Origin of the sequence: Ensifer sp. ENS09 (assembly GCF_014852425.1) — a bacterium.
Classification (GTDB): domain Bacteria; phylum Pseudomonadota; class Alphaproteobacteria; order Rhizobiales; family Rhizobiaceae; genus Ensifer.
The window spans coordinates 557,515-574,586 of record NZ_JACVBP010000003.1; the positions used below are offsets into that span (position 1 = coordinate 557,515).

The 17,072-nt window shown below is 59.6% G+C and carries 18 protein-coding genes and 2 pseudogenes; 11 read left to right on the forward strand and 9 right to left on the reverse strand.

Features of this window, described 5'->3' with window-relative positions; genetic code table 11:
- Positions 1-45 precede the first annotated feature (45 nt).
- Positions 46-633 carry a cysteine hydrolase family protein gene (locus IB267_RS17700; RefSeq protein WP_192448776.1) on the forward strand — a complete coding sequence of 196 codons (588 nt, stop codon included), beginning with the start codon at positions 46-48 and terminating at the stop codon, positions 631-633.
- Between the two features lie 59 nt (positions 634-692).
- On the opposite strand, the pseudogene IB267_RS33960 reads toward IB267_RS17700, so the two are convergent.
- Positions 693-933, reverse strand: a pseudogene (locus IB267_RS33960) (hypothetical protein).
- 218 nt (positions 934-1,151) lie between these two features.
- On the opposite strand from IB267_RS33960, the gene IB267_RS17710 reads away from it, so the two are divergent.
- From IB267_RS17710 to IB267_RS17730, 5 genes are all read left to right on the forward strand, one after another.
- Positions 1,152-1,679: a DUF4142 domain-containing protein gene (locus IB267_RS17710; RefSeq protein ID WP_192448777.1), complete on the forward strand. Its 528-nt coding sequence runs from the start codon at positions 1,152-1,154 to the stop codon at positions 1,677-1,679.
- Between the two features lie 32 nt (positions 1,680-1,711).
- Positions 1,712-2,071 carry a DUF2188 domain-containing protein gene (locus IB267_RS17715; protein WP_192448778.1) on the forward strand — a complete coding sequence of 120 codons (360 nt, stop codon included), beginning with the start codon at positions 1,712-1,714 and terminating at the stop codon, positions 2,069-2,071.
- 35 nt (positions 2,072-2,106) lie between these two features.
- Positions 2,107-2,400, forward strand: coding sequence for a DUF982 domain-containing protein (locus IB267_RS17720; protein ID WP_192448779.1), 294 nt, complete (start codon positions 2,107-2,109; stop codon positions 2,398-2,400).
- Between the two features lie 51 nt (positions 2,401-2,451).
- The gene (locus tag IB267_RS17725; protein WP_192448780.1) at positions 2,452-2,685 is read left to right on the forward strand and encodes a hypothetical protein; all 234 of its coding nucleotides are present in this window, start codon (positions 2,452-2,454) and stop codon (positions 2,683-2,685) included.
- Positions 2,686-2,913: 228 nt separating this feature from the next.
- Positions 2,914-3,231, forward strand: a complete 318-nt coding sequence (locus IB267_RS17730) for a hypothetical protein (protein ID WP_192448781.1) — start codon at positions 2,914-2,916, stop codon at positions 3,229-3,231.
- Between the two features lie 58 nt (positions 3,232-3,289).
- Here the strand turns inward: IB267_RS17730 and IB267_RS17735 are convergent, their stop codons facing one another.
- Both IB267_RS17735 and IB267_RS17740 read right to left on the reverse strand, forming a co-directional pair.
- Positions 3,290-5,401: a catalase gene (locus IB267_RS17735; protein WP_192448782.1), complete on the reverse strand. Its 2,112-nt coding sequence runs from the start codon at positions 5,399-5,401 to the stop codon at positions 3,290-3,292.
- Between the two features lie 141 nt (positions 5,402-5,542).
- Positions 5,543-5,953: a low affinity iron permease family protein gene (locus IB267_RS17740; RefSeq protein ID WP_192448783.1), complete on the reverse strand. Its 411-nt coding sequence runs from the start codon at positions 5,951-5,953 to the stop codon at positions 5,543-5,545.
- Positions 5,954-7,075: 1,122 nt separating this feature from the next.
- Here IB267_RS17740 and IB267_RS17745 point away from each other — a divergent pair.
- From IB267_RS17745 to IB267_RS17755, 3 genes are all read left to right on the forward strand, one after another.
- Complete coding sequence (locus IB267_RS17745; protein WP_192448784.1) at positions 7,076-8,413, forward strand: type II toxin-antitoxin system HipA family toxin; 1,338 nt, start codon at positions 7,076-7,078, stop codon at positions 8,411-8,413.
- A gap of 3 nt (positions 8,414-8,416) precedes the next feature.
- A complete protein-coding gene (locus tag IB267_RS17750) occupies positions 8,417-8,704 on the forward strand; it encodes a helix-turn-helix domain-containing protein (protein WP_192448785.1) in 288 nt (95 codons plus the stop codon).
- Between the two features lie 371 nt (positions 8,705-9,075).
- Entirely contained in the window at positions 9,076-9,867 is a 792-nt protein-coding gene (locus tag IB267_RS17755) for a transposase (protein WP_192448786.1), read from the forward strand.
- A 251-nt stretch (positions 9,868-10,118) separates the two neighbouring features.
- Here the strand turns inward: IB267_RS17755 and IB267_RS33965 are convergent, their stop codons facing one another.
- Positions 10,119-10,559, reverse strand: a complete 441-nt coding sequence (locus tag IB267_RS33965; protein ID WP_371742558.1) for a hypothetical protein — start codon at positions 10,557-10,559, stop codon at positions 10,119-10,121.
- A 561-nt stretch (positions 10,560-11,120) separates the two neighbouring features.
- On the opposite strand from IB267_RS33965, the gene IB267_RS17765 reads away from it, so the two are divergent.
- Both IB267_RS17765 and IB267_RS17770 read left to right on the forward strand, forming a co-directional pair.
- Entirely contained in the window at positions 11,121-11,369 is a 249-nt protein-coding gene (locus IB267_RS17765; RefSeq protein WP_065785458.1) for a CopG family ribbon-helix-helix protein, read from the forward strand.
- Positions 11,366-11,655: pseudogene (locus IB267_RS17770) on the forward strand (type II toxin-antitoxin system RelE/ParE family toxin). The gene IB267_RS17765 and the pseudogene IB267_RS17770 overlap by 4 nt, the downstream one beginning before the upstream one ends.
- Positions 11,656-11,920: 265 nt before the next feature.
- Here IB267_RS17770 and IB267_RS17775 read toward each other — a convergent pair.
- Genes IB267_RS17775 through IB267_RS17795 form a run of 5 tightly spaced genes read right to left on the reverse strand, consistent with a single transcriptional unit; the run spans position 11,921 to position 17,063 of the window.
- Positions 11,921-13,222, reverse strand: a complete 1,302-nt coding sequence (locus tag IB267_RS17775) for an NtaA/DmoA family FMN-dependent monooxygenase (RefSeq protein WP_192448787.1) — start codon at positions 13,220-13,222, stop codon at positions 11,921-11,923.
- Between the two features lie 15 nt (positions 13,223-13,237).
- Entirely contained in the window at positions 13,238-13,888 is a 651-nt protein-coding gene (locus tag IB267_RS17780; protein ID WP_192448788.1) for an NAD(P)-dependent oxidoreductase, read from the reverse strand.
- Positions 13,889-13,906: 18 nt separating this feature from the next.
- Entirely contained in the window at positions 13,907-15,157 is a 1,251-nt protein-coding gene (locus IB267_RS17785; RefSeq protein ID WP_192448789.1) for an NAD(P)/FAD-dependent oxidoreductase, read from the reverse strand.
- Positions 15,154-16,032 (reverse strand): NAD(P)H-binding protein, encoded by an 879-nt coding sequence (locus IB267_RS17790; RefSeq protein WP_192448790.1) that lies wholly within the window; start codon positions 16,030-16,032, stop codon positions 15,154-15,156. Before IB267_RS17790 ends, IB267_RS17785 begins: the two co-directional genes overlap by 4 nt.
- On the reverse strand, positions 16,029-17,063 hold the full coding sequence (locus IB267_RS17795) for an ABC transporter substrate-binding protein (RefSeq protein ID WP_192448791.1): 1,035 nt from the start codon (positions 17,061-17,063) through the stop codon (positions 16,029-16,031). Before IB267_RS17795 ends, IB267_RS17790 begins: the two co-directional genes overlap by 4 nt.
- Between the last annotated feature and the right edge of the window lie 9 nt (positions 17,064-17,072).

The window sequence follows — 17,072 nt, forward strand, 5'->3', positions numbered from 1 at the left end:
TTCCCGCGCGCAGTTGGGAAGTCAATTCTCTGTTGGGCAACCGGAATGAGATCGAAGAAATGGATTCACCTCTGCATCGATATGCAGCGCATGTTCGAAGACGAGACGCCATGGCAGGCAAGATGGATGCCCAAAATTGCCGATCAGGTGATCGAGGTCGCAACGCGCTTTCCCGAGCGCACGATTTTTACGCGTTTCGTTCCCCCCGATGCTCCCGAGGAGATGCCGGGTATGTGGCGCGACTACTACGAAAAATGGCCGATGATGACGGCAAGACAGATAGACCCGGACCTTATCAAACTTATTCGTCCCCTCCAGCGGCTGGTGCCGCCTGCGCGCATTTTGGATAAACGCACCTATTCGCCATGGCTCAGCGGTCGCCTTGAGCGAACGCTGAATTATGAAGGTGTAGAGACGATTGTTGTGACGGGCGGCGAAACTGATGTTTGTGTCATGTCAGCGGTGCTGGGCGCCATTGATTTGGGCTACGGGGTGGTGCTGCTGAAAGACGGCGTTTACAGCGGGCTCGACCAAACGCACGACGCTTCACTCGAACTCCTCGGTAACCGCTTTTCGGTGCAGCTCGAACTTGCAACCGTCGAAGAATGGTTGGGCGCGCTTTCTAAGCGGTAGGGGAGCGGCGCGCGCCCGTCGAACGTAGAACGCGACGCTCGAAAGTCAAATTGGGCCGATCACATGGCGTCCTTGCCTTTCATCGCATTTTCCATGTGGGTCTTGCATTTCTGCGCATCATTGGCAGCCATTGCTTCCTTGGCCATCGCCATTTCCTTTGCAGCCATCTCCTATTTTTGTCGCGTCCGTAATCGAGTTTGCGTCGGTCTCCAGTTTCGTCATACCGCCTAGGTCACAGACCATGTCGGCCTGTGCAGCCGCGGAACCCGCGCATCCGATAACGATGGTTGCCGCAATCAGAAGTGCCGGCGACTCCGGAGTTCGTCACTGCAGGAAGGTTCAAATGAGCGGCTCTGAAAAAGGTTCCATAGGTTTCGATGATCGTTATCGGGGGAGTGGGCTGGCAGCGTTCGCGATCGTGCCGTCAAGGAAATCTTGAGAGTGTCGACGACAGACGTTCGGCCCCTGGGAACAAGTTCGAGGCTTCATTGTTCGGGCATCGAACGAGGAGAAGACCAATGAAAACGATCACGCTTATGGCGGCGGCCCTCCTTGCCGCCACGTCCGCGTTTGCCCAGTCAGCGGCGGAGAAATCTGGAATAAACAGTCTGGTGGGAGCCGCTCCGAAGACGGACGATTTCGTCAAGGAAGTCTCTATGAGCGATATCTTTGAAATCGAAACAAGCAAACTTGCCGTCGAGCGCACCGACGCGGGCACGAAGGCATTTGCTCAGCAGATGGTCCAGGATCATCAAAAGACGACCGGTGAATTGAAGCAGCTTGTCGACAGCGGCAAAGTCAAGGTTTCGCCGGCGGCCGCGATGTCCGACGACCAGAACGAGGCACTCGACGAATTGAAGGCCCTGCAAGGGGCGGAGTTCAAAAAACAATATCGCGACGACCAGATCGAAGCGCATGAAGACGCCGTGGATATCTTTGGACGCTACGCCGAAAACGGTGAGAACGCCGCACTGAAGGCATGGGCGGCCCAGACGCTGCCCGCCCTGCAGCATCATCTGGAGATGGCCAAGGCGCTCGCCGACTAGCCGCGCCGCGTAGGCGCAGAACGGAGGGTCGCATGCCCAAAGTGCAATATGAGGTTGTCGAGCATGATGACGGGTGGGCCTACAAGGTCGAGGGAGCCTTTTCCGAGACGTTTCCGTCGCAAACCGATGCGCTTGCTGCAGCGCGGATCGCTGCGGCCAACCACAGGATCCCGGGCGTTGACGAGCACATCGAGTTTCAGGATCCGGACGGCCGCTGGCATATCCAAATTGCCTCGGGCCTCGACCGGCCGCAAACCGAAGTCGTCGACGCGCCACACGAGGAGATCGATCTGCGGCGAGGGGAGGGGGGTGGTCCGCTGAAAACGTTCCTGCTTGCCACCAGCGCCGCGCTGGCGGTCGCCTACATTCTTCGCCATCTGCAACGCCGCTGAGCAGCGCACATGCGCGGTCAAAGGGAGGAACACCCATGTACGGTCGGGAGCTGCCTTGGGGCGTACCGTTATCCGTGCGATTGCAGTCCGGCGCCGAGCGTCTGTTTTCTACCGTTTTCGATGCGCTGGATTTTCTCGAAAACGAATGGCCCGTACGCAACGGTCAGACTTACAAGGCGGCAGTGGACAGTTGCAGGGAAGCGTTGAACGGTCGCGCACCGGCTTCCGTCGCGCGGGAAGCGTTCGTCGGAGCTTGCATCGAGGCCGGCATGACGCCAACCCCCGTCGGGGTCTTTTCATCGTCCCCGTCGCGACTGGCAAGGCTCTGACGCTGCCGCCGGGCGCTTTGTCAAGAACAAAACAGCCAGGAGGAACCGAAGATGGCACCACCCAAGGAAATGGACGAGGTGCTGAGACTGCTGCCGCTCAGGATCGGCGCCTACGTCCCGGATGATCTGCTTGAAGACTGGTTTGCGCCGGGAAAAGGCATGAGCCCGCCCGCTACGGTCGCCATTGCGGCCGCAGGCGCCTATGGCAGGACGTTTGAATGCGAGTTCAAGCACTACCGCGAACGCAAGGAAGGAGTATTCTGGAAATGGGTACCGGCAATCTGATTGGCCAGCCGTTGGAGGCGAAAGCAATCGCCGCTGTCATCGGAGAACTGGAGCGGCAAGCCGCGAAGGCGCCCGACAAGCTCTCCGCGTAAAGCGGCGAGGCGACGGTGTCGATGTCAGAGGGGCAATAGACGTGGATGCGCTGGTTATGGTCGTCGTCGGCTCGATGGCCGGCGGACCTTGACGATGTTGCGCGCAAAACCGCGCCGCGCCGTGAGGCGATTGTCCATGCTCGACCATGGGGTGGCCGAGCTCGGTCTTATCGAACGCAGCCTGGCCATGGCCGAACGACACGTTCAGGAGGCTACGCGACATGTGATGTTTCAAAGGAAAATTGTCGACGTGCTCGAAAAAGCCGCTTGCGACGACCGATTTGCCCGAGCGTTGTTCGCGACATTCGAGCGGTCGCGGGCCCTCCACATTGAGGATCGCAACCGCCTTCGAAAAATGAGAGCCAAGACCGAGCTGATGGTCTTGTACGCGTTGCTGATATGCCAGATACTGGACCGACTGCAGAACAGGATCCGCCGTACGGGCGTTGGATGAGGCTCGATGTCTCGCGGCCGGCGTTCAGGCACACAAGCGGCAACGCCCGGGTCCAACACTAGGATTTGACAGACGTTTCCCGACTCCACAGGCGCAGCCTCCGACAGCTCTTTATGAAGGCAGTGACCGATTTTTCTGCGTCGAGCGCAATCAGTCCCTCATCCAAGTCGGGTTCAATGCCGGCTCGCGCGAGAAGCGGAAGCGCCTCCGCTGAAAAGCCGATGAACTTGCAATGCGCAAAGGCATCCGCGACGAAATCACGGGCTGCAGCTTCCTCAGCGAGGCGTTCGGCTCCTTCTTTCGACAGGACCAGTGCGACGGCATCGAAAAGGACCGAGGGGCCTCCGTCGACCATGTGCTTGGCCACGATCCAGCTGCCATCTGCGGCTTCTACGCCGCCGACTTTCGGTGCCACGACGTCCATCTCGGCGCCTTCCTTTTCAATGGCCGACTGCAGCGTCTTCAGCAGCCCGGTATCCGCCCCGGCCGTCACCAATACGCCAAGCTTTCGCCCGGCAAAGCTATCCGGCCCATTCTCGACGATGCTGAGGGCGGGCGAGGCGGGGAGGTCGTCGCGGGGCGGTATCGCGGCATCTGCGGATTTGGGAAGTGTCCGGATCCCGAGCTTGTCGGCAACGGTGGTGGCAAGGGTCTCGTCGACATTGAGAAGGTGGGAAACCATGCGCTCGCGGATAACGGGGTTCTCGCATTTCGCCAGCTCGAACGTCAGGGCCATGGCGATATGGCGCTGCTCGGTTGCGGTCTGGCTGATGAAAAACTGGCGCGCCTGGCTGTAGTGATCAGCAAAGCTCTCGGCGCGCAGCCGAGCCTTTTCACCGTGCTCTTCGGCCGCAAAGGTCGGGAACCCCTTCTGCGGGCTTTCTCGCGGGCCTTCACCCCAGGAGTTCGGCTGGTAGTTGGCGCGCCCGACCGGATTGCGCATCGCCATTTGCCCGTCCTGCTGGAAGTGATGGAAAGGACATTTGGGGGCGTTGACCGGAAGGTGCGTGAAGTTCGGGCTCCCGAGACGCTTCAACTGTGTGTCCAGGTAGGAGAAATTCCGACCCTGGAGCAGCGGGTCGTTGGAGAAGTCGATGCCGGGCGGCACGTTTTGGGTCATGAATGCGACCTGTTCGGTTTCTGCGAAGAAATTGTCGGGCATGCGGTCAAGGACAAGCCGTCCGACGGGAAGCGGCTTTACAATCTCTTCAGGGATTAGCTTTGTCGGATCGAGGATATCGAAGTCGAAGCTGTCAGCGAAATCCTGGTCGAAAAGCTGCAGTTGCAGTTCCCATTCGGGAAAGTTGCCGGTTTGGATCGCGTTCCAGAGATCGCGTCTGTGAAAATCCGGGTCGGCGCCGTTGATCTTGACCGCTTCGTTCCACACAACCGACTGCAGCCCGAGCTTCGGCTTCCAGATGAACTTGACGAAGGTTGATTCACCTTTCGCGTTGACGAGCCGGAACGTATGCACGCCAAAGCCTTCCATGAAGCGGAAGGAGCGGGGGATGGCCCGGTCCGACATCACCCACATGATCATGTGCATCGATTCCGGCGTGAGAGAGATGAAGTCCCAGAAATTGTCGTGCGCCGACTGCGCCTGGGGGAAAGCCCTGTCAGGCTCCGGCTTTACGGCGTGGATGATGTCGGGAAACTTGATCGCGTCCTGGATGAAGAAGACGGGAATGTTGTTGCCAACGAGGTCCCAGTTGCCTTCTTTGGTGTAGAACTTGACGGCAAAGCCGCGCACGTCGCGCGCAAGGTCGAAAGATCCCTTCGAGCCGGCCACGGTTGAAAACCGCACGAAGACGGGCGTCTTTTCGCCTGCCCTTTGAAAGATGTCGGCACGGGTGTAGGCGGAAAGGGAGTCATAGGTTTCGAAGTATCCGTGGGCGCCGTAGCCACGCGCATGCACTACGCGTTCCGGGATGCGCTCATGATCGAAATGGAAGATTTTCTCACGGAAGTGAAAGTCCTCCATAAGCGTTGGGCCGCGGGCGCCGATTTTCAGGGTGTTTTGATCGTCGGATACGGGGCCGCCTTGCGCCGTCGTCAAAACATCTACATCGCCATCAGCGAGCTGATGGAGTTCCCCGCCGCTCCCGCGCTCAAGCTTCTGATCGTGAATTGTTGCGCGCTTGTCCGGTGTTTGCTTGGCGTTTTTGGCCATATCTTTGTTCCTCGTGAGAATGAGAGGTGGAGCATTAGGCTTTGAACCCTCGGGGCGCCCGGATGTTCCAACGATTGGACTTGCCCCGCGAGGCCAGGCTCTCATCGGGTTGACGGTGAACCCCCAGCCGACGGTCGACCTCTACTGCGAGCGGTTCTTTCGGGCGTTTCTTTCCTTGTGCGTGGTTTGGAGCATAGCCTGGGAGCGTTGGGCGGCCGTCTCGCACCGAGCATGGAGTGCCTCCAGCTCCTTGTCGGTCAATTTCTCAATGCCAACGAATTCGTTCTCGGCGTCGGTGAACAGAATGATCTCGTCGAGTTTTGCCTGGAGTGCCGCCCCGTCTCGATTTTGTGTGTTCTGGATGAGGAACACCATGAGAAATGTGACAATGGTCGTGCCTGTATTGATCACCAGTTGCCAGGTTTCGGAAAAGCCGAAAAGGGGACCTGAAAGCCCCCAGGCAACAACTGCGACAACGCATAGAATGAAGGCAAAAGGGCTTCCGGCTGCATGGGCGGTAGCCGTGGCGAACCTTGCGAAGAAGCGGTCCATGGTGCGACCTGTGTGACGACTTAAGACTTCGACGAAAAACTGCGTAGGGCCACGGAAGTTCCCAACGGAACGGCGATGTTTCTGGGGCAGATGCCGCCATCCGAGCCGGTGCCCACGCGCCAGGGCCAATGCGGCTAGGACGCCTCTCCGGTCGGGTGGGAACTGCGGAAACAGCCGGGCCGCAGGGAACGGCCGGCCAACATCCTTCGTTATCCCTCAGACATGTTCCTTTGTTACGCGAGGAGGGCGGCGCGAGATGTCGCACGGATCGGCTGAGCGGTCCGGCGCATACGTTTCGTTTGCATACGACCGACAAGCGCTTGAAGACTTTCGGCAGGAGTTTCCCCGGGCACGATGGAGTGACGACCGGGGCAAATGGTTTGTCCCGGGCAAAAGAGCCGAACGTCGGTTTGCCCTATGGATGGATCGCCAATTGTCGGCACATGATCCGTTTGCTAACGAGAAGGGGAGAGACGCCTTCGCGTTCGATCCGATCTTTAGTCCGTATCTCGAAGTGGGCAACGATCTCTGTTTGCGAACACCCTATTCGCGAACGATCATCGGCGAGCTTCGTCAGGTGCCTTGGGCCTATTGGGACGACACCGCCAGGGCTTGGCGCGTTCCCTTTCGCTCCTATGAAGAACTCCAACGGCGATGACCAACAATCGAGGCTGCTGGTTAGAGATCCCCGCACACCCCGTCGTAAGAGGAGCAATTAGGAAAACGAAAACAGCAGCGTGCAGGAAACGACTTTGCATTGGAAAGCCTTCGCTCGCATTGGCCCTTCTTTGGCTAAGACGTAATAGCGTCTCCCATTATTCCATCTGCCAAACAATGGAGCGCGTGCCTTGTTCCAAAGGCCCATCAGCGGGAACGTTTGCAGAACTTTCTCCTGTCACAAAGCTCCTCGTCCCGCGGCGCTGGGAGCTTGATTTTTTCTATGACGACTGATCTGGATTGTTTCGTCGTAACGCATAGATGTTCCTGGTACGCTCAGACCTTTGCACGCGCACATCGAAAAGTTCCATAATAAAGCTTATGCCGCAAAACGCTTTATTGACCCGTGTAATGGGTTGATAATTTTGATTATTGCCGTTAAATGATCCTCAAAGGGGTCGTTTCATGAGATTGACGCTTGAAATCCACTTTCAAGGCAAATGGCACGAAGCCGCGACTGTTGCCCTTGAGGACGATGAGGCCGGCTACCAGGGCAGCTCCCTCGTCGACTACGACCTTGACTACTTTATTGCTACAGCAGCCCGGGATTTCGCGGTCGGAAGTGCCGTCTGCGATCATCGTGCGCTTTCTGTTCGCTTTCCCGTCGACCTTGAAAACCGGCACAGCAATCGCTGGCCGCCCTTTCTTCTTGACCTTATGCCACAGGGGCATGCGAGACGGAAACTTGCTGAACATCTTGGTCTCAACGAAGCGGCTCGCTCATCGGACTATTCGCTGCTCCTGAGGGCAGCGACTGGCGGAATAGGCAACATACGCATAAAGGAGGCGGCCGAGGCGGAGGTGCAGCGGCTGCGCGGACTGCAGCGCCAAGGCGTAACCGAAAGGGATATTCTTGAGCGTTCCGATCGCTTCATGGAGGTTGCGGACCGCTTTGCAATGCTTGCCTCCGGCTCAAGCGGCCTGCAGGGTGAATGGCCGAAAGTGTCGATGACCCAGGCGTCGGACGGTCTCTACTACGCCGACAGCATCGTGAATGACGAAGAGGCCGTTCGGCACGTCATCGTCAAGCTCGTTCGCAGCAACGAGCCTGTTGATCGTACGATACTTAAGGGCGAGGCCCTCTATTCCCGATTGGCGCTGGAACTCGGTTTGAACGTCAAGGAGCCGTCCCTTTATGCTGACGGCGTGCTGATCATTCCGAGGTTCGACCGAGAGAAGGGTTGGAACGGAGATACGGTCCGGCTCGGCCAGGAGAGCCTTGTTTCGGCTGCCGGTGTTGCGGACTTCGGCCATATCGGCACGCATGACGCTTATATCGACATTCTCAAGGCGTACTCGGCCGATCCAGTTGCAGACGTTGCCGAGTATCTGAAACGCGACATCGTCAACCTGGCGCTCGGCAATCCTGACAATCACGGCCGTAACTCCGCACTCAGCAAATATCCTGACGGCACGATCCGGCTTTCCCCACTTTTTGACTTCGCCCCCATGCGGTTGGCAAGGGAGGGCATTTTGCGATCCACGCGATGGGCATCGATGCGCGATGCCGGCCGAGACCACTTTCCGGACTGGAGCCGGATCTGCGCCGATGCTTGGCCCGAACCGGATGGCCAGGCGAGCATCGCCAACCAATTGCAGTCGCTTGCCGATCGCCTGAGGCAGATACCCCAATACGCGAAGGACTTGGGCGCGACGGATCTGATTGTCGATCGCGCCATGATGCGGTGCGGTGAGATCGCCGACGGCGTGGAAGCGTCTTTCGCCGGTTCTTCAGGAGCCTGAGCCATGGCGCGCTGGAGAAAGCCGACAAAGGAGCAGATTCTGACGATGCGCCAGGACCTTGCTGAGCGCGCCCGGCACGGGTCGTTACGAATACCAGAAGCTGTGCTTGATATGCGCAAGAGTATAGGCCTTTCACAACAGGAGTTCGCCAGCACCCTGGGACTAACCCGTAGGCAAGTCGCCGAAATCGAAGCAGGTACGGCGAACCCGACTTTGGAAACATTGGAAAAAATCGGAAGACTGTTCGGTTTCACGGTGGGATTTGTAACAAAGTCCGCGACGAGGCCTTAAGACCGCTCCTCAAGCGGAACGTTCGGGCGGGGGCAGTCGGTCCCGCTTCCCGTTCGGGCCACTATGTTGAAGCTCCTGCGGCGGCCCTTTCTCCGCCCTTCGCGTGACGCGAATTCCCGCTTTCCCGCGCTTGGCGCGGCGCTATGCTGAAAGCTCCGATACGCTTGATCTCTGTTTGAACGACCCTGTCGGGGCGCTGAGGGGCTTGGCCCCTTCTCTTCCCCAAACAGGCTTCCGCCCACCTTCCTCCATTTCGCCTGCGCTTCGATGCGTGCAGGCGGTTCCCCCATGGTGTAGCCGCGACTGCCTCGGCGGAACTCGGAATTGGTATTCTTCTGTCGTTCAGCTCGTAGCAACATCAGGAGGAGACAATGGCCTACTTCATCGGCTTAGACGTGTCCCAGCGACGGACAGCGATTTGCATCCTCGATGACGACGGGGCAATGATTGCTGAAGGAACAGCGCTCACATCGCCCTCTGATATTTACCAGTGGATCGCAAAGCGCATCGATATCGTCTTGGTCCGCCGTGCCGGCCTTGAAGCTGGTGCCATGAGCTTTTGGCTTTACACAGACTTGGCCGCGATGGGCTTACCGATGGTGTGCCTTGAGGCGTATCAGGCGGCGCAGCTACTCAAAACCCAACGGAACAAAGCCGACCGGAATGACGCGCGCGGTCTGGCGCAGATCATCCGGCTCGGGGGGCGCTTCCTACGACGTGTCGAAGTGCGCAGCAGAAGCAGTCAGGAAGCACGGATGCTATTGACGATGCGGCAATACCTGGTCGGCCAGAAGATCGGCTTGCAGAACAGCATCACTGGGCTGCTGAAGCAGTTTGGATTGGTCGTGCGTCGCGGGAAGGTCTGCGCAATGACCTTCCGGGACGGGGTTCTGTCGACGATATCGCAGGCGGAAGAGCGTGGCGTCTTTCTGCGAGCCATCATAGTTCCGGCGTTGAAGCTTCATGATAGTACATGCGCCGAACTGTCAACGCTGACGAGGCATCTGTGCGGAGATTCGTCGTCTTCGACGTGTCGAGGATTCATTTATCTACGAGCCGGTCATCGTCGGCAGCTTCGAGGACGCTTTCTGCGCAGCCATAGTCAATCCGAAAATTCTCGCTGTCATCGTCGCAGAGGGCGCGCCGTTCAGATCGAAGCATGACGCGCCGGCCCTGCGACGCATCCTGGACGGCAGCATAGCTCTAATGCTGCCAGACGCCTCCGCGTTTAAGCTCGCTAGTGTATTGAGAGGCGTGAGGCCTGATCTCGACATCTATGTCACCACCCACAGCGAAGTGGAAAAGCTTGCGTCCGATCCGGCTGCGGCATGCGCCCGGAGGATTTTCTATGCGGCGGAGGACGTGGACTTGGCCAATGCGATTGTGGCCAAAGTCTTCCTTTCACTGCCCTATTTTACAATATTGGCGCCAACGGCTGGCGGATGACGCTCTGCTTCGGCCCCATGGTGCGATCGGCAACAAGGTACCGATCATCACTGATGAATCCGGGAAGCGTCGCCAGCCCGCTTCCCTGAGATAGGCCGGAAAACTCTGCCCTCCGCTGGTCCAGAAACTTGGGGCGGTTCAGAACATTTTCCGGCATAATGCAGCCGCTGGCCTTCATGGAGGTACGCTGATCCTCGGTTTTGACGGAAACCAAGCGCATGGTGGGCTGAGATGCCGCCTCAGCAATAGCTTCCGCATCGGCGGTGTCGTTCTTTTGGGCGGAGGGAAACGCAAGAAGCTGATCGCGCGTCAAGCTATTCGTGAACGCGACACCGCCGTCGGCGCGAGCGCCACTGGCATGGAAGACGCGCTTCGCCAAATCGATAGCGATGATGGTGGCGTCGTCCATGTCAATACTCCTAACCGTGACATTACCAGCATTGCCAGTCTGCCGTATCGCGACAGAGGCGGGAGGGGCACATCCACTCCATCAACTTCTGAGAAAGTGGAGTCGATATGAGCAAGAAGATTGCGCGAGTTGTAAGGGCCCTCGCACCGGCGGCCTTCTTGCTATCGGTCGCGGTTCAGGTGGTGTGGCGAACGATCCAGGCTTGAGGGCTCACCGACTGAAGTGTTCGATTGCGATGTCCCTTTCCGATTTGAGCGTATGGCTATTTTACACATGCGCGGTCGGCATGCCGAACCGCTTCGAAGCTGATGATGGCGTCGTCCTTCTGCGGTGGACGTCCGTGTTGGTAATTGCCAGATACGATCACCTCCGCGAAACCGGCAGCATGGAGGGCCAGTAGGAACTCATGGACGCCCCACCATCGCAATTTGAACAAATCGATCTCCGTCGCCACCAGCGCGCCACCCTGCCAGTGCTCGTGGTGGATGCGTCGGAGGTCTTAACCTTGATGCATCATTGTGGTTCACTCAAAATCAAGGTGAACCAGTGAAAGTTGGACCCATGACCGCCGCGTTTACCGTGCGTGTAAAAGATGAAACCGCAAGCAAGCTGGATCAGATCGCTGAGAAGTTGGATCGGTCACGCTCCTATATGGCTGCGGAAGCCATCGAAGCTTTTGTTGAACAGCAGGAATGGCAGCTTGCCGAGATTGAAGCCGGGCTGGCCGAGGCCGAGCGGGGTGAGTTCGCCAGCGATGAAGATGTGGCGAACGTCGTCGGGAAGTACGTCAGGTCTGCTCGTCAATCATGAGCGGAAAACGTATTCGCTGGACGCTTAGGGCGTTGCGGCGGCTTGATGAGATCGGCGCGTATATCGAAAAAGAGAATCCGGATGCGGCGACCCGCGTCGTGGCACGGATTGTTACTGCCGTGGATGCTTTGGCGGACTACCCAGCCCTGGGCGGCCTGGTCGCATCAAGAGCACGCGCGAGCTTGTGCTAGTCGACATCCCCTATATCATACCCTACCGCGTAAGTGGGGACGTCGAGATTCTCACCGTCATGCACCCTCACCAAAGATGGCCGCAGGTTCTCTAGCCACGGCCAACAGAACGCGTCTTTTGTTGAGACGAACTTGCGGCAACGTTCCCGTTTGTTCCCGTTCTGTGCGTCGGAGATCGCATAATGTATCAGGCCTTTATCAACCAAAGACAGCGACTGCTGATTTGGTTGATAAAGGCTATGTATCGACTGGAAGGTTCGGCCAGACCCGAGCGCGAGCTGCCGCTGGTGGGCCAGATCTGAAACTACAAACGAAGAGGGGCCGCGTGCTCATTGACGTCAGTTGGAGATACTGGATATTTCAAACTGCCGGAAAGGGCAGACCGTAGCGCCCCCTTATGGTCGTCTCTTCATAACGCCTGCGGTAGACACCGCGGTCTTGAAGGATCGGCACGACTTTTGCGACAAATTCCACGATATCATCGGGCGCGCGAGGCGGCTGCAACGTGTAACCGTCGACGGTTCCGTCGTCCCACAAATCGATAAGGGCGTCAGCCACCTCTTCTGCCGTGCCGAGCAGCAGGCGGTGATGGCCCTCGGAGCGGCGCACTGCCTGTCGCGCTGTCAGTCTTTCATGCGTCAGTAGGTCGGATAGCCCCAATCCCATTCCGACCGCCTGTAGGCGGTTGGGATCCGGGGTGAAGTGGCCGGCGTCCAGCACCGCGTCCGGATCGAAGCCATCCGGATCGATGCCGTTCTCCTTGAGGAACCGCGCTATCAGACCGTCTTCTGAACCCGCGCCGCTGAAGAGTTCGTGTTTGCGCAGCGCTTCTTCTTTCGTCTCCCCGAGGATCACCACCACGCCGGGCACAATCCGGATGCCCTTCGGGTCGCGACCAAGGGCCGCAGCCCGATCCCTGACCTTTTTGCCGAAGGCCTGGCCGGCCGGACGAGAGAGGATGTTGCAATAGATGATCTCGCCATGGCGGGCGGCGAGCTCGATGCCTCCCTCTGACGCGCCGGCCTGCGCAATGACCGGATGACCTTGGGGCCCGCGGGGAACATTCAACGGTCCCTTAACTGTGAAATGATCACCCTCGTGGTCGATGGCATGCGCGCTCTCTGCATCCCAGAAACGCTCGTCCGGGACGTGGCCTTCGCGGGCCGGATCCCAGCTCGCCCAAAGCTTTTTAGCGACGTCAAGGAATTCCGAAGCTCTCGCATAACGCTCGTTGCGTGGAGGCAGAGGTGCCGAGCCGAAATTGGCGGCTACGTTCGGGTTGAAGGACGAGACGATGTTGATGATCAGCCGCCCGCCGGAAACGATGTCTGTCGACTGGGTGCGGCGGGCAAGATTATAGGGCGAATTGTAGGTGGAGGACATCGTTGCGACAAAGCCGATGTCAGGCACCTGAGCCGCAAGCGCCGTACAGAGGATCAGCGGGTCGATGGTATGGAAGGGCCGGCTGTTCGGGTCGGTCATCAATGCCGGATGGTCGGAGAAGAACACCGCGTCGAAAAGGCCGCGATGCGCCAATTCGGTCAGGCGCCTGTAGTAGTCGGGATCATAGATGTCGTGGCGGTTGCCGCTACGGTACTTCCAGGCGGCCGGCAGATAGCCGGTGGTGTTGATGCCGACATTGAGATTGAGCGTGCGGGGCATGCGAACGAAAGTCCTTCAATAGGCCGCGGTGAAGCGACGGCGAATGAACTGTCCCTTGTCGAGTTCATCGAGAATGGCGATCGCGAAATCCGCTTCGGAAATCCGGCTCTCGCCCGCTTCGTCGCGCAGCAGCACGTCCTCGCCGAGCCTGAAACGGCCGGTGCGCTCACCCGCCTTGATCGAGAGCGGTGGGGAGACATAGGTCCAGTCGAGGTCGTGCTCGCCACGTTTCAGGCTGCGCAGGATCTCGCGGTTGCGCAGCGTATGGGCCCTGTGGTCCGCAGGGTAAAAATCGCTGTCGACGACGTCGACGCCGGGGCTTGCCTCAAGGCTTCCAACTCCGCCGACGATGATGATGCGGCGGACGCCAGCGCGCTTGACGCCTTCGAAGAGGGAGGCATGCGCCTTCTCGATGAGAACGGCTGCGTCCTTGGCGGAATGGCGGCGCAGGCCGGGACTGTAGGCGCTGATGACGGCGTCGTGACCGGCAACGATTTTAGCCACGTGCTCCGGATCGGCGATATCCGCTCTCAATGTCGTCAGGCGTTCGGCGGGCTCAAGGGCCGAGGCGTGCGTAACAGCGGTCACGCCGTGCCCGCGTGAGAGGGCCTCCTTGCGGATGTTGCTGCCGATGTTTCCAGAAGCGCCGAAGACGACGATAGGCATGATCACTTTCTCCTGAGATTAGAGGGCAGCCAAGGCTTTCAGCGGTCGATTGACGCCGACATTGCGTTGCATGGCTGAAAGCGAGGACCGCACGGCTTCGTAGCCATGCTCGCGCATCGCGTTTTCGTAATCTTCTACGGCGGCAAGCGGTGGTTTGCCGTGACGCCGTGCGGCGACGAGTTCGCGGACGAGCAATCCGGCATCATAGAGGGCCGTGTTGCCGCCAAGCGCGCGGAAATAGGTCATCGCGTGGATCGCGTCGCCGAGCAGCGTCACCGGACCGCTTTGCCATGTGGCGCCGGGCGTGGAACTCTTGACCTTGAGGAAGGCGACCGTCGAAGGGTCGCTGTTGCGAACGAGCTTCAGGATGCGCGCGTCCCAGTGGCCGATACGCCCAAGGAGCGCTTCGAGGAGGGCTGCGCCGTCGAGTGTTTCGAGCACGTCGTCCGGCCCGAGTTCATCCGTGTCATAGGCGGTATTCCACCAGGTGTAGCTGGTGGAATTGTTGAAGTGGAAGCCGGGGATGTCGGCATGGCCGGGATCCTCGGTGCCAATGAAATCGTGACGGGCATAGGCGGACGGATCGACCCGATGGCTGGTGATCATCAGGCCGCGGCCGTCGCGCGGGCGAATGGTGGCGTTGAACTCGGTCAGAAGCGGCGAGATGCCGTGTCGGGCCGCCGCATCGAGGGTGATCTTGCCGGCGAGCCTGCGCACGCCCGTATCGATGCTCTTCAGGTCGGGCAGCAGCTGGCGGCGGACCGCAGACCCCGCCCCGTCGGCGCCAACCAAAAGGTTGGCGCGAATGGCCGAGCCGTCGGAGAAATGGGCAAGGACCGTGCTGTCGGGAAGCGTCTCGTAGCGCTCGAACCGCTTGCCTGTGTGGAAAACCCCGTCGAGCCCGGAAAGCAGGATCTGTCGTAGCGTGATCCGGCTGACCGACTTCTCGATATGGGTGTCCTCGGGCTCGCCTGATCGCTGGCTTGCGTCTTCCAGCCGCTGGAAGGTTTCGTTGAGGACAAGGTTTTCCGTGGGCGCCAATCCAAGCGTGTCGAGAAAGGCCTGAAAGAGATGTGGTGGCAGATTCGCCTGAAGCGCGTCGATACCCCGTTGACGGATGCGCATGCGAAAACCCTGCACGTAGTCGGCGCGGATCGGATCGCGCTCGAAGACGGCTGTATCGATGCCGTTCTTCTTCAGGCCCTGTGCCAGGGCGAGGCCTCCCGGCCCGCCTCCGATGATGGCGACGTCGACGAAGGGTGTGGTCATGGCTGATACTCGGGCACTGCCGTCATGGCGGCGACCTGTTCCAAAATGAAGGCTGCGACGGTACGCGGTGGACGACCAAGCAGCGTCGGAACGACATCGGTCGTCGTTGCGGCGCGGCCGGCAGCGATCAACCTTGCGAATTGCGCGACGGCGCGGTGCTCGAAATCGCCATCCCCCGGAACGGTCTGGGGTGGCTTATCGAGTGCGGCAACCGGCCTTTTCAACTCGGCCGCCAACAGAGTGGAGATCTGCCGGAACGAGACGACGTCTGGGCCGGTCAGGATGAGCGTGCGGCGGCGGAGGCGGTCGGCAAGCAGTTGGTGCACAGCGACATCGGCGATGTCGCGCGCGTCGATATAGCCGATTCCGGCGTCGAGGTTTGCTGCGATGACCTGACCGTTGGCAATTGCCTGCTTGATGGTGTTGGCGAGAGAGACCTGCATCCAGGCGTTGGGACGGAGTGAAACGGTCTTCGCCGCCAATCCGTTGAGATGGCGCTCAACGGCAGCGTGCGCCGCGCCGGAAATCGAACTTCCCGGCGGTTCGATCGTCCAGTCGGAACCTGAAATCTTGACGATGCGGGCAGCGTTCGCGGCGACGGCGGCATCCACGACGGCGATCTGATCGGTGACAAGCCTGGCATTGATCGGCGAAAGCAGGAGAAGCCGTCCAATCCCGTGAACGGCCGCGTCGAGCGCCTTACGGTCGTCGAAATCACCGGCGGCGACCTGCACGGTTTCTCCGAACAGGACACGTGCGGCGTCAGGGCGGCGTGTGAAGACGCGAACCGGCTGGCCAAGCGCGAGCAGACGGTCGACGATCAGTCGGCCAAGCTTGCCGGTTGCACCGGTGACGAGGATCGGTGCGACGCTCATGCCGCTCTCCGTCGCGATTCCGCTTCCAACGGACGATGATCGATCCAGTTGCGGACATCGAAGGCGGCCGGAATGAAACCCCAGTCGAGAAGGAAGCGCTGGAAGTGCTCAAAGGCGCCGATCTGGTCAGTGTGCAGCGTCAGAGTGAGGTGTCGATGGACATCAGGGCCATTTGCAGCCCAGACGGCGTCCTCGCCGACGCCAATTTCATTGGCGATGAAGCGAACGGCCATGTCCGGATTCGATGTGGCCCATTCCCCGACACTTGCAACCGTCGACACCAGATCGACGACCCTGTCTGGGTGGTCGTCGAGGAAGCGGGCATCGACCGTCAGCGGCCTCGGCGTGCCGTTGTTGATGCGGATCTTCGGATCCGGGTGAAAGCCGAACTCGGATACGATGGTGGCCTCGATCTGATTGGCGAGCACAATTCCCTCGGCGCCTTTGACGAAGAAGGCGTCGATCTTGCCCGATGCCAGAGCCAGGAGTTCCGCACCGTACGGGTAACGGCGCTTCAAGCCCAGGAAGGCAGCATTGCCGCGCTCGATCAGGTTGCCCTCGTCGGTATCGAGATAGACGAGTTCGACATCGCCGTGATCGAGACCGTCGAGCGAAAGCGCCGAAACGATGCCCTTTAATGCGGTGGCCCGCTGGAAGTCGACGACGTCGGACTTGGGTTTGCGCGGGACGCCGATGCGGCGCCCTTTCAGGTCCTTCGCAGTGGCGATGCCTGAACCTGGAAGCGCGATGATTGCCTGGAATTCGTCTGTCGTCGTGATGCCGACGACGCGCGTCTCGCGGCCGCCGGACCGCGCCCAGATCGGCGGAATGCTACCGCCCTGTCGGAACGAGTAATCCAGCGCATGGGTAAAATGGCTCTGCTGAACCGACGGATCCTTGCTGTCGCGGATCGAGCGGACGCCAACGCCTGCGCTCTGAAACTGGCTGTCGATCCAGCCGAGCTGATGGGCGATCGACAGCGGTGTCGGCGCCGGGCAGCGCGTGTACCAGACGGAAGAGAGGGAAGACATCGGGGAACT